This is a genomic window from Niameybacter massiliensis (genome assembly GCF_001282685.1).
In the GTDB taxonomy this organism is placed as follows: domain Bacteria; phylum Bacillota; class Clostridia; order Lachnospirales; family Cellulosilyticaceae; genus Holtiella; species Holtiella tumoricola.
This window is the reverse complement of the sequence record NZ_LN875035.1, coordinates 768,839-783,899: the sequence shown is the minus strand read 5'-3', so window position 1 is coordinate 783,899 and position 15,061 is coordinate 768,839. Positions and strand designations below refer to the sequence as shown.

Below are 15,061 nucleotides of genomic sequence, written 5' to 3'. Positions count from 1 at the left end.
TCCCTTAATTTATCATTTTGTTTTTTGTGAAGCAGATAGACTAAATGCCACATCAAGTCAAAATTTCTTATGTATACAATAGAACAAGCTTTTGATAATAGTATATGGCTTGGTCTTAAAAAGGTTCCAGATATGGAAAATAAACAAGGGAGTTTTACACAAGTATAATACTAGATATAAAGTAAATACTAAACTGTAAGATGATAAAATCTGAAAGGAAGATAGTATGAAACTAGAAAATACTTATATAGATTTACCAGACTTATTTTATACAGTTGTATCACCGACACCAGTAAGTGAGCCACAGCTTGTAAAACTAAATAGAACTTTAGCAAAGGAATTAGGACTCAATATTGAAGAGCTAGAAAGTGTTGAGAGCATTAATATTTTAGCTGGAAATAGTGTACTAGAAGGAATTAAGCCTATAGCTCAGGCTTATGCAGGACATCAGTTTGGACATTTTACAAAATTGGGAGATGGAAGAGCCATACTACTTGGAGAATGGGTTACAGGTGATAGAAATCGGGTAGATATACAACTTAAAGGTTCTGGTCCAACACCTTATTCTAGAAGAGGGGATGGACGTGCAGCTTTAGGGCCCATGTTGCGAGAATATATTATTAGTGAAGCTATGCATGCTTTAGGTATACCAACTACACGTAGCTTAGCCGTTGTTGCAACAGGAGAATGGGTTAGACGTCAGGAACAAGAAAAAGGAGCAATATTGGTACGGGTGGCAAAGAGTCATTTAAGGGTAGGAACATTTCAATATGCAGCTGCTTGGGGAAGTAAAGACGATCTAGAAGCCTTAACGGAATATGCAATCCATAGACATTATCCTACTCAAGAGACTGTAGAAAATAAGGCACTTTATTTATTAGAACAAGTAGCTAGACAGCAAGCAGATACAGTAGCAAAGTGGCAATTAGTAGGGTTTATTCATGGTGTGATGAATACAGATAATATGAGTATTAGTGGAGAGACTATTGACTATGGTCCGTGTGCCTTTATGGATATCTATGACTTAAAAACAGTATTTAGTTCAATTGATCAAGAAGGCCGCTATGCCTATGGTAATCAACCACGTATGGCAATGTGGAATTTAGCACGTTTTGCAGAGTCACTATTACCTATTATTCATACAGATGAGAAAGAGGCAATTAAGCTAGCAGAAGAAAAACTTAGAGTATTTGATAAGTTCTATAAACGATATTGGTTAGAAGGCATGAGAAGTAAATTAGGCCTTTTCCATGAACAAGAAGAAGAAACAACATTGATCAAAGACTTATTAGAGATGATGGAAAAGGAGAAAGCAGACTATACTAATACTTTTGTTGCCTTAACTTATGGAGAACTAGAAGCTATTCCTTTTTATCAAACGGAGGTATTTTTAGAATGGCATAAAAGATGGAAAGTGCGTCAAGCACAACAAAACGAAACACAAGAAGAGGCTTGCGATTTAATGCAAAGAAGTAACCCTGTAGTTATTCCGCGTAATCATAGAGTTGAAGAAGCTATAGAGCAGGCTGTAAATGAAGGAAATGAGCAAGTTATGGAACAATTATTAGAGGTACTCTCTAATCCCTACAGGTATGAAGAAAGAAAAAGGGCTTATATGACTTTACCGGCACCATCAAGTTGTCTTTACAAGACATTTTGTGGAACGTGATGAAATATTAAGAGTTGATGACAGTTCCTCTATTCCAGTTAATAAGTTTGAAGTGGTGCATACAATAATCCTATAAAGAACTTATTACAAAGGGGGAATAAAGTATGAAAAATTGTACTTTAAAGTCACTTATAGGATTACTTGTTATGACACTTGCGTTAGTGACAATGCAGGTTATACCTGTTCAGGCAGCCACATTTAAAGGATTTAAGCAAGAGCAAGAAACAACGAGCAAGCAAGAAATTAAAGTAGGAGATTATATTTATTATGGTACTTACCTGGGGAAAAACATTTTATGGTATGTAGCTGAAAAAGATGAGAAGGGGCTATTATTATACGAGAGCAACCGCTATGAGCAACTTCAAAATTCTAAGAAAAATATCATCGATAAAATTGGAAAATTCACTAAGGAAAATGATTTAGAAGATTTAGATGAATTATTTGATGTAGAAGAGATACCTAGTTTATTTTCTCTCATAACAGATGGAACCATCAATTGGGCAGATATTACTGCAGTTTATTTGGACCCTAATGCAATTGTATTTAAATTAGGAGAAGGAACTAAACAAAATCCCTATACCATTTATACGGAATGGAAAGAAACACCTACCCTTAAGGCAAATGGCAATCAAGTAACCCTGTATAATGTAGAATTAGTAGGGACAAAAGTGACAGGCGAAGTGATCCCAACTATAGTGGTAGATGGTGTTAGTCAAAGTATCTCCAATATAAACTATGATGGAGATAAAAATACTTTAGTATATCAGCTTTACCAACCGATTAAGCAAGGGCAAAGTGTTCAATTTACCTATAGCTTAGCACAAGACGCTACGACTGCTATTGCCAAAGCTGGAGATAAAGTGGTGCTTAAACAAGTATCAACCGCTGTTAAGAATGAAACCGTAGATTATGTACCACAACCTGTAACATTGACAAAAGGACTTCAAAATGAAGGAGTCAAACTAGGAGATTATAGAACGCTTAGTGTAATAGCTAAAGGTGAAGGGGTGTTAACCTTTAATTGGTATAAAGAAGGCAATTGGATTTATGGTGAAACATTTAATTCATCTAATCAAGATGTGACTTCTTCATATATTATAAAGAATATAAGAAAAGAAGATCTAGGTAAGTATCGTGTTGAAATAAGTAATGACATCAACAAACTAGAATCTAGTTGTACGGTTAATCTCTTACAACAATATCAAGTACGCACAGCAACCTATCCGGTAGAAGCAGGTGCTTTAACAAATAATAGTATTAACCAAGATGGTATTTATACGATCAATGATGTGGCAACTGTTACAGCAACACCAAAAGGCTATTACCGTTTTATCAATTGGACAGAAAATGGTAAAGAAGTAAGTCGTGACCGTAGCTATAGTTTTGCAGTGACACAAGATAGAAATCTTGTTGCCAACTTCTATTATGATAAACCGGTTGTTATTCCACAGTATACAATTTATGTGACCATTAATCCTAAAGATACAGGTACAGTCAGAGGAGATTATACCTATAACAAAGGAGAATATGTAACTGTAAAAGCTAAAGCAAAAGAAGGCTATATTTTTGAAAATTGGACAGAGGATGGGAAAGTTGTAAGCAGAAATGAAGAATATAGTTTTACTGTTGAAAGGGAAAGACGTCTTAAAGCCAATTTTACAGAAGAACAACCTAAAGAATTGAGCTTTAAACAAGCTTGGAGAGCTTTATCTTCTAGACAACAAAAAGCCATTGAAGAAAACTTTGAAGAGTATTTACCTTATACAACATTAGAGGAAACACTTAGTTTAGATGAATTAGATCAATTAACAAAAGGTTATTTTACAAAAGATCAGCTAAGAGAAGTGAAGAGAGATCTAAGTCTTTTAGAAGATGTAGGAATTGATTTAGATTGGGAAGTTGTAGAACTAAGACGGGTTTCAAGTGTGAGTTTTAAAGATTTAGGTAGAAATCACTGGGCTTATAGTAATATTACAGAACTTGCAAAAAGAGGTATTGTAGCAGGTTATCCAGATGGTACGTTTAGACCAAGCAAACCGCTTACAGTAGAAGATACTTTTACATTCCTTGATAGAGTATTACTATTAAACGATCAAACAGAAGTACAACAACCAAGAAGTACAGTTGAAAAATATATGACCAATAGTAGAAGTTGGGCATTTGACTCTATGGCATCTGTAGGATCAAAACTAGAAGAAAAGACGTTGCGTCAAGTAGGGAGAATGGAAGACACCTATTTATCACGTGGTCAATTGGCACAAGTATTGTTTGAAGTAACAGATGGCAATTTGAAAAAGATAAAACCTTTAGTTTTATTTACAGATACCCGATACTCAGAGTATGAAGATGGTATTAATTACTGTATTCGAACAGGATTGCTTGAAGGGACTACGGCAACGACTATGGAGCCTAACAAAGCTGTTACAAGAGCCGAAATGATGACCATATTAATGCGTTTAGATGCTGCACTTAATCAATAGTTTACTTTTTGGATGATTGACAGTATGGTTTTTTGCCCATATTATATATAAGATTAGGTCACGTCTATAATAGAAAAAAATTTATTCGATGAACGTAACATAAAAAGAGGAGAAATTGAAAAAATGACAGATGAAAAAGCGTTACAAATCTTAAAATTGTTTTATTTTGGTGCAACAAGTGTTCAAGAAATTGAACGTAAGGTAGGCTTACCAAGAGTAGAAGTTAGAGAAGTTTTAAAAGGTGCACGTTCATGTGACCTTATTAATTATAGTACACAAGAAACATGTGAAAACTTTGTTAACGTAAGAAAAAAAGGTTTAGAAAGATACTTACGTACAAAAGGTATTATCCAATAAAAGATTAAGAAAAATTTTATTTATACCTTTTGAAGAAGGTAGTTTAGTCAAAAATGAGTTAAAGAGGACATAAGCACTTGTTCTAGATATTTTGAATCTAGTGACGAGTGCTTTTTTATGATGAGAACTAATGAAAACTATAAAGGGTGTCAGAATAAACGTAGATATATATTAGGGAACACGTTCATATACTGTATTGAGAAGAACTTTTGACACAAGAAGGCATAGGTTACTTATAAGGTAGCATATGCCTTTTGTCTTTATATAGACTGTTAAGTTTAAGGAAAGTGAGGCTTTAAATACTTGGAAGAGAAAGTACGGCTAAGGCAAAAGATGAAACCTGCTAAAGTAATTGCTTTAAGTTTTATGGGTGTTATTTTACTGGGTGCTATTTTATTGATGCTTCCTATTTCAGTTAAGGAAGGAATGAGGGTTTCTTTTATTGATGCTTTATTTACTTCTACAAGTGCTGTGTGTGTGACAGGGCTTGTAGTTGTGGACACTGCAGATACTTTTAATGCATTGGGATGCACAATTATAGCCATATTAATTCAAATAGGTGGGTTAGGTGTCACATCTATTGGTGTAGGTATTATATTAATTGCGGGTAGACGAGTAGGATTTAATCAACGGACATTGGTGAGAGAGGCTTGGAGTGTTCAATCATTTAAGGGCATTGTCAAGCTTGTGCGTGCAGTATTGATTTTAACCCTTATATTTGAAGGAATAGGAGCAGTGCTGAGCTTATTTGTATTTGGGCAAGATTATCCTATAGGAGAAGCTATAGGCATTAGTCTTTTTCACTCGATTGCTTCGTTCAATAATGCGGGATTTGATATATTAGGAAATTTTCAAAACCTAATACCCTACCAAGATAACCTCTTTTTAAATCTTATAACTTGTCTACTAATTATATTTGGAGGACTAGGATTTTTAGTGATTTTGGACTTATTACATGTACATCATTTTAAAAGGCTTACCCTTCATACAAAAGTTGTAGTAGTTACTACAGTCTTTCTTTTACTAAGTGGCACAGTTCTTCTCAAATTAACAGAAAATATAAGTTTGTTAGGTGCTTTTTTTCAAAGTACTTCGGCTAGAACGGCAGGATTTTGTACCTATTCTATAGGTGAGTTAACCAATGCAGGACTTTTAACGCTGATTATACTTATGTTTATTGGTGCATCTCCAGGATCAACAGGAGGAGGAATTAAAACAAGTACATTATTTGTACTGATTCAGTTTGTTAAAAGTATAGTCACTAATCAACATTGTAGTGCTTTTAAGCGAAGTATTCCTTATGAAGCAATTGCAAAAGCAGCAGTGATAACCTTTTTAGCCTTAGTTATTGTGTTAGCAGGTACTTTTGGGTTATGCGTATTTGAACCTGAAAATAGCCTTATGCAAAATTTATTCGAAGTTACTTCAGCATTTGGTACAGTAGGATTATCAACAGGTATTACGCCAAAGTTAACTGCGCCCAGTAAGATATTGTTAACGTTGATTATGTATATAGGTAGATTAGGTCCGTTGACTATAGCCTCATTATGGTTTGTAAAAGGAAAAACAGAAGTACATTATACAGAAGAGATGATTACCATTGGTTAGAGGGGGGAATGCATGTTTAAGAATAAGAAAACAGCTGCAATCGGAATTATTGGTTTAGGAAGATTTGGAATGGCTTTAGCCAAACGACTTTGTGAACTGGGCAAAGAAGTTTTGGTAATAGATCAAAGTGAATCAAAAGTAAAGGAATTACGTAGCTATACTCAATATGCTTTTGTAGCAGATGAATTGACGAAAGAAGTATTAGAAGAAGCAGGAATACAAAATTGCGAAGTGGTTGTTGTATGTATTGGCGAAAAAATAGATGTGAGTATTTTGACAACCTTAAACGTAGTAAGCTTAGGTGTACCAAAAGTAATTGCTAAAGCAATTAGTTATGAACAAGGATGTGTGCTTGAAAAAATTGGTGCAGAAGTCGTTTATCCAGAAAGGGATATGGCCCTTAGAGTAGCGAAGAAAATAGTAGCTCATAATGTCTTGGATTATATTTCATTAAATAATGATGTAGAGCTTTCTGAGATTAAAGTTAATGAAAAGCTTATAGGAAAGACAGTAAGTGAAGCTGATATGAGAAAACAGTATGGGCTTAATATTATCGCTATTGGAATGGATGGGGAAATAGAAACAGATATAGAGCCTAATTACACATTTAAAGACAAAGATGTCATTGTGGTAGTAGGCAAAAAAGAAAATATTTCTGCATTCGAAATGGATTAAAAATTTTGTGTATAAAGGTAAAAAACTCTTGACTCTATAGTAACAATAGAGTTTAAGATATAACATGGCAAAATGAGAACGGAGGAAAGAGTATGTTAAAAGAATTTTTTAAATACGCGATTCCCTCAGCCCTTGCTATGTTTATATCATCCCTTTACACAGTGATTGATGGTATTTTTGTAGGTCAGGGTGTAGGGGACATGGCGCTAGCAGCCATTAATATTGTTTTACCTTTTACAGTTATGTTATTTGGTCTTGCATCAATGTTTGCTATAGGTGGAGGATCACAAGTTTCTAAATATATTGGGGCAGGAGAAAGTGATAAAGCAGTTAATATTTTTAGACAAGTATTTAAGTTCTTGCTTATCCTAAGCGGAATTATTAGTTTAATTTGTATTATTTTTACTGAACAGATTGTAAGCCTATTAGGTGCAACAGAAGGATTAAAAGGTCTTGCAGTAGAATATTTAAGATTTTATGCTATCTTTTGTATTCCAAACTTAATTGGGATTGTACTAAGTAGTTTTGTTAGAAATGATGGTAGACCAAAACTTGCAATGATCTCAACCATATTAGGTGCCATTACAAATATTATTTTAGATTATCTATTTATCTTTGAATTTGGATTTGGAATCAAAGGTGCAGCTATTGCAACAGGGCTTGGGCAGATTATAACTGTTGCGGTGCTTATCCCTCACTTTATTCAAAGAAAAGGTTATTTATCCTTTGGAAATGTGAAGCTTAATTTTGAAGAACTTAAAACTTTTTCAAAAATTGGTTTTCCATCTTTCTTTGCACAAGCAAGTTATTCTGTGATTGTTCTGATTCATAATGTTATGCTAGTGAAATTTATAGGTGAAGCAGGTATTTCTGCTTATAGTATTATTAACTACATTACAACCAATACGTATATGGTACTTTATGGTTTAACACTCGGTGCTCAGCCGTTGATTAGCTATAATTATGGGAAAAAAGATGGTAAGCGTATGTTAGGCTTTTATAAGATTACAAGTGTCACAGCAACAGTAGTCAGTGTGGCGTTTATATTTATTAGTTTTGTCTTTGGACCAACATTGATAGGTATATTTACAAGTGATCCACAAATTGCTAGCCTTGCTTATTTAGCATTACGTATCGCAAGTTTTAGTTATCTTGCAGTAGGGATTAACTTAAATACACTTGTATATTTCCAAGCATTAGAAAAACCAAAGTATTCGAATTTAAGTTGTGTATTAAGATCTATTATCTATTTGCCACTTGCTTTAATTGTGCTTTGTACTATTTTTGGAGCCAACGGTATTTGGGCAGGGACAATTGTATCAGAAGTTCTAACACTCATTACTATTAGTATTTTAGCAAATGTTAAAGGGTCAACTCATGCGGTGTTAAGAGTAGATCAAGTCCAAGTAGAAATATAATAAAAATGGTGAACATTTCAAAATAGAAATGCTCACCATTTTTTTATTACAAAAGTTAGTAAAAAATAAACAAAAATAAAGTTAAAAATTAGGTTATTAATTTCAAAAAATAGCATTGTAATATTATGAAGATTGAGTTACATTTATGTAGATTACTAAACTTAAACATAATAGAGGTGCAAGATGGTTCAATATCCGTTTCAAAATCCAAATCTTGATATTGAGGAGAGAATTAGTGACTTAATTTCAAGAATGACCTTAGAAGAAAAAGTAAGACAATTAGACATTTATTCATGGAATGAATTTAAAGAAGATGATGGACAGTTTGATTTCGAAAAGTTTATCAACGTTTCAGGCAAAGAAGGGATTGGATGTTTACAAAATAGATATTCAAGTGCTGAGGATAACAATAGAATTCAAAAAGAATATTTAGAAGAGGCAAGATTGCCTATTCCTATTCTATTTAGTGAAGAAGCGTTACATGGGCTAATCTGGCCTGAATGTACAGTTTTTCCACAACAAATTGCATTAGCATCAACCTTTGATGCAGAACTTGGTTTCAAACAAGGTAAAGCGATTGCAAGAGAATGTAGAAGCTTAGGGATTCATGAGACTTGGTCACCAGTACTTGATCTTGCAAGAGATCCTAGATGGGGACGTGTTGAAGAAGCTTATGGGGAGGATACTTATCTTGCTTCTCGTTTTGCAGAAGAAATGGTAAAAGGTTTACAAGGTGATGATTTAACGCGTAATGATACCATTGTTGCAGAGGTGAAACACTTCTCAGGGTATGGGGCGCCAACAGGGGGACTTAACTGTGCACCAGCTATGATGGGTAAACATGAGCATGAGTTTTATTGTTTACCAGTTTTTGAAGCAGCCTTTAATGCAGGAGCACTCAATGCAATGTGTTCTTATAACTCTATAGATGGTATTCCAGTTGCTGGGGATCGTAAGTTATTAACAGATAAGTTACGTGGTGAACTCGGTATGCGAGGCTTTGTACGTGCAGATATGACTGCTATTATTATGTTACATAGATGCCACTATGTTGTAGAAAGTCAAAGAGAAGCCATTAAAATGGCCATTGAAGCAGGCGTAGATATGCAACTCTATGATTTCCCACATGATGTTTACCAAGGACATTTAGCGGATATGGTGAAATGTGGTGAATTAGAAGAAGCTGTTGTTGACTTATCTGTAAGACGTGTCCTTCGTGTTAAGTTTATGTTAGGCCTCTTTGAAAATCCATTTGTAGATGAAAACTTAAACAAACAAGTGGTGCACTGTGAAGAACATGTGGCACTGGCTAAGGAAGTAGCAGAAAAAGCGATTTGTCTCCTTAAAAATAATCAAGGGCTTTTACCGCTTAAAAAAGATACAAAATGTATTGCAGTAGTAGGACCAAGTGCAGCCACACCAAGATTTGGTGACTATAGTGCACCAGCTGAAACATGTAAAGATGCAGTGACTTTATTAGATGGAATTCGCCAAGCGGTATCAGAAGAGACAGAAGTCCTTTATGCAAAAGGATGTGAAATCTTAGAAAATGAAGTTATGGTGATTCCGTCTAAATGGCTAAGAAGCCAAGATGGTAAAGAAGGCTTAACAGGTGAATACTTCAATGGTCAGGCTTTTGAAGGGGAAGCTGTTGTAACACGTGTAGACTCACAAGTTAATTTTAACTGGATCTATACAAAGCCAGGTGAAGGGATTAATGCAGATAGCTTTGGGGTAAGATGGACTGGAACACTTGTACCAGAAGAAACCTTTGAAGGCTGTATTGGATTAAGTAGTATGGATAGCATGCGTCTATGGATTGATGGGGAAATGCTCGTTGATGGCTGGGGAGATAAACAAGCTACCCAAATGCAACCATTCCAATTTGAAAAGGGCAAAGAATATGCTGTTAAAATTGAATTTATAAATGACCAAAGAGGGGTACGTGTTATCTTTGGATACAATACAGGCAACTTAGATATGGAACAAGCACTTGCTATTAGTAAACAAGCAGATGTGGTGATTGTAGCTGTAGGAGATAGTGAAGAAACTTGTGGCGAGAACTTAGATCGTGCAGACCTTAACTTACCAGGCAGACAAGGAGAGCTTGTACGTAAAATTTACGAAACAGGTACCCCTGTTGTTCTTGTATTACAAAACGGACGCCCACTTTCTATTACTTGGGAGCAAGAACACATACCTGCTATCGTAGAAGCATGGCATGTAGGTGAGCAAGGTGGACATGCTATTGCTAGTGTATTATTTGGAGATGTTAATCCAGGCGGACGTTTACCAATTTCTTTCCCTAAATCAGTAGGTCAAATTCCTGTACACTACAATAGACGTCCATTTGGTGCAACAAAATATGTAGAGATGGATTGGAATCCACTGTATCCATTTGGTTATGGCTTAAGCTATACAAAGTTTGAATATAGTAACCTTAAGCTTTCAGCTGAAGAAATAAAAGCAGATGAAACAGTTAAAGTATCTATTGATGTAACCAATGTAGGGGATTGCTACGGCGAGGATGTGCCTCAACTTTACATTCATGATGCAGTAAGTAGTGTGGTTAGACCATACAAAGAACTTGCTGGATTTGAAAGAGTAGGTCTTGCACCAGGAGAAACAAAAACAGTAACCTTTGAATTAGGAGAAAGACAATTACGTGTACTTAATCCAGATTTCAAATGGGTTGTTGAAAAAGGAAAATTTGAAGTCATGGTAGGGCCAAATGCTATGGATTTACCATTCACAACACAATTTAGAGTAAAATAAATGATAAAAGGAGCTGTAGCATTATAGGCAGCTCCTTTTGTATGTCGACAATTATATGAGCGAAGTCTTTAATGGTGAAGGTTTTTAGGTAGTTTTAAGATATCACTTAGTAAAAGTATATAGATTATAAAATGGTGCGTTTTGTGTAGGGCTATCCATAGCTTGTAAAAGACGATAAAATAGAAGAGATTAGTTAAGGAGGAACGAAAGACATGGATAGGCGATTTTCGATTGGAGAGGTGTCAAAACTTCACAATGTATCCGTACAAACCCTTAGACATTATGATAAAATAGGCTTATTAAAGCCTGGCTATGTCAATGAAAGTAGTAAGTACCGTTATTATTCGGTGAAGCATTTTATTATGCTAGATTTTATTAAGCAATGTAAAGCCATGGGATTAACTTTAGAAGAAATTAAAGTATTAGTCGATCATCATACGTCTGTTGATGCCATATTAGAGATTCTTACCAAACAAAAAGAAATGGTTCAAGAAAAGATACAAGAATTAGAACGTATAGAAAAACATATTCAAATTTTAGAAGGAAAGATTCAATCTACTTTAGATGAAGGCATTGGTAAAGTGTTTATAAAGCAATGTCCTACAAGACATTTTATTAAATATAACAATACCAAACGTTATACAGAAGAGTTTGAGATTAAGTTAAGTGAGACGTTAAGAGATATTGATGAGAAGTATGGAACCTTTTATAGGGAATTGGCTTTTGCTACTTCCTATGAGCGCTTTAAAAAAGATAAACAGCTTACGTATGACCACATGATGATAGGATGTGGAGAAAATTATGATGAGGTAAAAGGTGAAAAGGTTATCTTACCAGAAGGTCATTACCTTACGTTAAACTTTGATGATGACTTTAAACATACCACACCTTATTATGAGCAATTAATGCAATACATTGAGTTGAATCATCTGAAAGTAGGAGATGCTTTTTGTGAAAGCTATATGATTACACGGATAGATTTAAGTAATGAAGAAAAAGCATTAGGACAAATTCAAATACAGGTTTTATAAGTGCAAAAAGGTGACACGGAAGATTGACGTCCGTGACACCTTTTATTTATTTTAAATTAGCCTATGGCAATAATCTCGGTAGCAATTTGCTGGGTAAATGATTCATCATGTTCTACAAAGATGAGTGTAGGCTGATAGGCTAAAAGTAATTGTTCGATTTGAATACGAGAAAAGATGTCAATAAAGTTAAGTGGTTCATCCCAAATATAGAGATGAGCTCTTTCAGAAAGACTTTTGGCAATAAGAACTTTCTTCTTTTGTCCTTCACTGAAGCTTGCTATATCTTTTTCAAATTGTACACGGGCAAAATCAAGTTTGCGCAAGATGGATTTAAAAAGGGTTTCGTCGATGTTGCAGTCTCTGGCATAATCAGATAAATTACCTTTCAGATGAGACGTGTCTTGTGAGATATAGGAAATTTTGAGACCACTTGCTTTGTTAAAAGTACCAGTGTAGTCAATGTACTCACCAAGAATAAACTTTAGTACACTTGATTTACCACAGCCATTTTTGCCTTGTAAGCATATACGATCACCGGTAGAGACTTCAAAGCGTACTTTTTCACAGACTACTTTAGTATCATAAGAAAGGGTAACATCTAAGAGCCTTAAAAGTTGAGTGGTGTAAAAAGGCAAAGTGAGTAGCTTGAGACTCTCAGTGGATTCAATGTTTTTGAGTAAGCTTGACTTTTCCTCTATGGCACTTTGTTGCCTACGTTCTAAGTTTTTGCGACGTTGTTGCATACGTCTAGATTTTTCACCCACATAGCAGCGGTGGTCTATAGATTTCTCATCAGAATTTTTACCCATACCAATTTTGCTAGACTCAACTTTGTCTGCCCAACGGGCTGTTTGTTTAGCAGCCGCAGTAAGACGTTTAATATCTTTTTTTAGACGCTCATTTTCTGCAAGCTCAAATTGATCTTGGAGCGTTTTGTTGTGATACCATGAGGAAAAATTGCCTTTTTGAATCTCAATATTTGTCTTGTTAATGGCAAGCATATGGTCTGTACAGCCATCTAAAAAGGCACGGTCATGAGAAACAAGGATAAAGCCCTTTTTATTATTTAAATAGTTACAGACCACATGTCTAGATGTCACATCTAGATGATTTGTAGGTTCATCAATAAGTAAAAAGTGATGTTCTCTAAGGAACAAAACAGCAAGTAAGACTTTGGTTTGCTCACCTTGTGAAAGGGTGTTAAAAGGACGATAAAGGACATCTTCATCGACTTGGAGTAAATTCAGCTCTTTTTTGATTTCCCAATAAGCACAATCAGGATGTAAGTCTTCAATAATTTCCATAGTTATTAAAGTATTGTCATCCACTTGGAAAGGGAAATAGTCAAATTGTACAGTAGCGGAAATCGTTCCTTTATATTCATACTTACCAAGTAGCAAGTTTAAGAAGGTTGTTTTGCCACGACCATTGCGCCCTGTAAAACCTAGTTTCCAATCCGTATCCATTTGAAAAGAAACATTTTCAAAGATATTATCATAAGTGCCTTCGTAGGCAAAGGTTAAATTATATATATTAATTGATGACATAAAATCAGCTCCTTGTGCAATAAAATAAGCCGCAAGAATGTACATTCTTACGGCTTATTAATAGACAGCAAAGCTGACCCTATCTTTGGGATAGAGAAATGGATGGACTATTAAATAAACAAAAAGAAGAAATGTACTTCCTGCAAATAAGCATCATAAATAAACGATCTATGCCGCCATTGAAAATTTATTCTGCTTAATATAAGTCTGCAAGAAAGTACTATTTCATCTTTTCACCTCAAATCTATTAAATATTTAAGAGCATGTTAGCATGACTTATTTTAAATGTCAAGTAGAATAGAAACACAATTTTAATAAAGTATCTAAAATTAAAACGATTAAAAGGACTTCTTATATGACTTAAAAATCGGTATAATAGGGATGTAGAAAAGTTCATAATATTTTAATTAAATATTACATATTAAGAAGGTGAGTATTTGAATATAACCCATTTAAAATATGCAATTGAAGTTGAAAAGACAGGCTCCATTACAAAGGCGGCTGAGCATCTCTATATGGGACAGCCTAATTTAAGCAAATCCATAAAAGAGTTAGAAGCAAGTATTGGCATTACGCTCTTTAAAAGAACAGCAAAAGGCATTATTCCTACTAAGAAGGGGGCAGAATTTTTAAGTTATGCAAAAAATGTATTAATGCAAATTGATGCATTAGAATCTTATTATAAGCCTAGTAGTACTAAAAAAATAGATTTTAGAATTTCTGTGCCTAGGGCCAGTTATATTACTTATGCCTTTACTCATTTTATAAATGATTTAGAGATGAAAGGTACAGCGACCATTGACTTTAAGGAAACTAATTCTATGGAAGCTATTGAAAATATATTGGAAAATGGATTTAATTTAGGAATCATCCGTTATGCGACTCAATATGAAAAGTACTTCTTACATTTACTGAATGAAAAAGAGTTTAAATATGAGACGTTATGGACGTTTGAATACCTTGTTCTTATGTCTAAGGAACATCCATTAGCATATAGTGAAAATATTACCTTACAAGATCTAGAAGACTATATTGAAGTTATCCATGGAGACCTAGTGGTGCCAACTTTATCAAGTATAGAGATTAAAAAGAGTAATTGGGCGGAAACATCTAGTAAACAAATCTATGTCTATGAAAGAGGTAGTCAATTTGATTTACTTAGTGAAGTTCCCACAAGTTACATGTGGGTATCACCTGTACCCTCTATTTTATTAGAACGCTATGGACTTGTTCAAAGAAAGTGTGAAGTAAATGATAATGTGAATAAGGATGTACTGATTTATCCTAAACGTTATCGGCTAAACGGACTAGATAGACAATTTATTAACCAATTAGAGAGGATAAAAGAAGAAATGATACATGGGATAAAGGGGTGATACAAGTATGTATTTGTTTATATATATAGACATGTATATAAATATATAATGGTATATCTAGATTTATATTACCCTTATAACTTTAAGAATGTTAAAATTATAACATAAAGATTAGTGAGTAGGGG

At 34.3% G+C, this 15,061-nt stretch carries 10 protein-coding genes; 9 read left to right on the top strand and 1 reads right to left on the bottom strand.

Annotated features, from left to right (window positions below):
* The first annotated feature begins 226 nt into the window (after positions 1-226).
* From BN2390_RS09420 to BN2390_RS09385, 8 genes are all read left to right on the top strand, one after another.
* Positions 227-1,669, top strand: coding sequence for a protein adenylyltransferase SelO (locus BN2390_RS09420; RefSeq protein ID WP_053984101.1), 1,443 nt, complete (start codon positions 227-229; stop codon positions 1,667-1,669).
* 104 nt (positions 1,670-1,773) lie between these two features.
* Entirely contained in the window at positions 1,774-4,149 is a 2,376-nt protein-coding gene (locus BN2390_RS09415) for an InlB B-repeat-containing protein (protein WP_053984100.1), read from the top strand.
* A 123-nt stretch (positions 4,150-4,272) separates the two neighbouring features.
* On the top strand, positions 4,273-4,506 hold the full coding sequence (locus BN2390_RS09410; RefSeq protein ID WP_053984099.1) for a hypothetical protein: 234 nt from the start codon (positions 4,273-4,275) through the stop codon (positions 4,504-4,506).
* Positions 4,507-4,839: 333 nt separating this feature from the next.
* Positions 4,840-6,114, top strand: a complete 1,275-nt coding sequence (locus BN2390_RS09405) for a TrkH family potassium uptake protein (RefSeq protein ID WP_053984098.1) — start codon at positions 4,840-4,842, stop codon at positions 6,112-6,114.
* Between the two features lie 12 nt (positions 6,115-6,126).
* The gene (locus BN2390_RS09400; RefSeq protein WP_053984097.1) at positions 6,127-6,789 is read left to right on the top strand and encodes a potassium channel family protein; all 663 of its coding nucleotides are present in this window, start codon (positions 6,127-6,129) and stop codon (positions 6,787-6,789) included.
* A 92-nt stretch (positions 6,790-6,881) separates the two neighbouring features.
* On the top strand, positions 6,882-8,207 hold the full coding sequence (locus BN2390_RS09395; protein ID WP_053984096.1) for an MATE family efflux transporter: 1,326 nt from the start codon (positions 6,882-6,884) through the stop codon (positions 8,205-8,207).
* 183 nt (positions 8,208-8,390) lie between these two features.
* Positions 8,391-10,982, top strand: coding sequence for a glycoside hydrolase family 3 protein (locus BN2390_RS09390; RefSeq protein ID WP_053984095.1), 2,592 nt, complete (start codon positions 8,391-8,393; stop codon positions 10,980-10,982).
* A 212-nt stretch (positions 10,983-11,194) separates the two neighbouring features.
* Entirely contained in the window at positions 11,195-12,013 is an 819-nt protein-coding gene (locus tag BN2390_RS09385; RefSeq protein WP_053984094.1) for a MerR family transcriptional regulator, read from the top strand.
* A gap of 56 nt (positions 12,014-12,069) precedes the next feature.
* On the opposite strand, the gene abc-f is transcribed toward BN2390_RS09385, so the two are convergent.
* Positions 12,070-13,560 (bottom strand): ribosomal protection-like ABC-F family protein, encoded by a 1,491-nt coding sequence (gene abc-f, locus BN2390_RS09380; RefSeq protein ID WP_053984093.1) that lies wholly within the window; start codon positions 13,558-13,560, stop codon positions 12,070-12,072.
* A gap of 437 nt (positions 13,561-13,997) precedes the next feature.
* On the opposite strand from abc-f, the gene BN2390_RS09375 reads away from it, so the two are divergent.
* A complete protein-coding gene (locus BN2390_RS09375; protein WP_053984092.1) occupies positions 13,998-14,936 on the top strand; it encodes a LysR family transcriptional regulator in 939 nt (312 codons plus the stop codon).
* Positions 14,937-15,061: the final 125 nt, after the last annotated feature.

Coding starts and splice junctions, on each gene's coding strand:
- BN2390_RS09385 (WP_053984094.1), top strand. CDS start 11,195: ATGGATAGGCGATTTTCGATTGGAGAGGTGTCAAAACTTCACAATGTA.
- BN2390_RS09405 (WP_053984098.1), top strand. CDS start 4,840: ATGAAACCTGCTAAAGTAATTGCTTTAAGTTTTATGGGTGTTATTTTA.
- BN2390_RS09390 (WP_053984095.1), top strand. CDS start 8,391: ATGGTTCAATATCCGTTTCAAAATCCAAATCTTGATATTGAGGAGAGA.
- BN2390_RS09420 (WP_053984101.1), top strand. CDS start 227: ATGAAACTAGAAAATACTTATATAGATTTACCAGACTTATTTTATACA.
- BN2390_RS09415 (WP_053984100.1), top strand. CDS start 1,774: ATGAAAAATTGTACTTTAAAGTCACTTATAGGATTACTTGTTATGACA.
- BN2390_RS09410 (WP_053984099.1), top strand. CDS start 4,273: ATGACAGATGAAAAAGCGTTACAAATCTTAAAATTGTTTTATTTTGGT.
- abc-f (WP_053984093.1), bottom strand. CDS start 13,560: ATGTCATCAATTAATATATATAATTTAACCTTTGCCTACGAAGGCACT.
- BN2390_RS09395 (WP_053984096.1), top strand. CDS start 6,882: ATGTTAAAAGAATTTTTTAAATACGCGATTCCCTCAGCCCTTGCTATG.
- BN2390_RS09400 (WP_053984097.1), top strand. CDS start 6,127: ATGTTTAAGAATAAGAAAACAGCTGCAATCGGAATTATTGGTTTAGGA.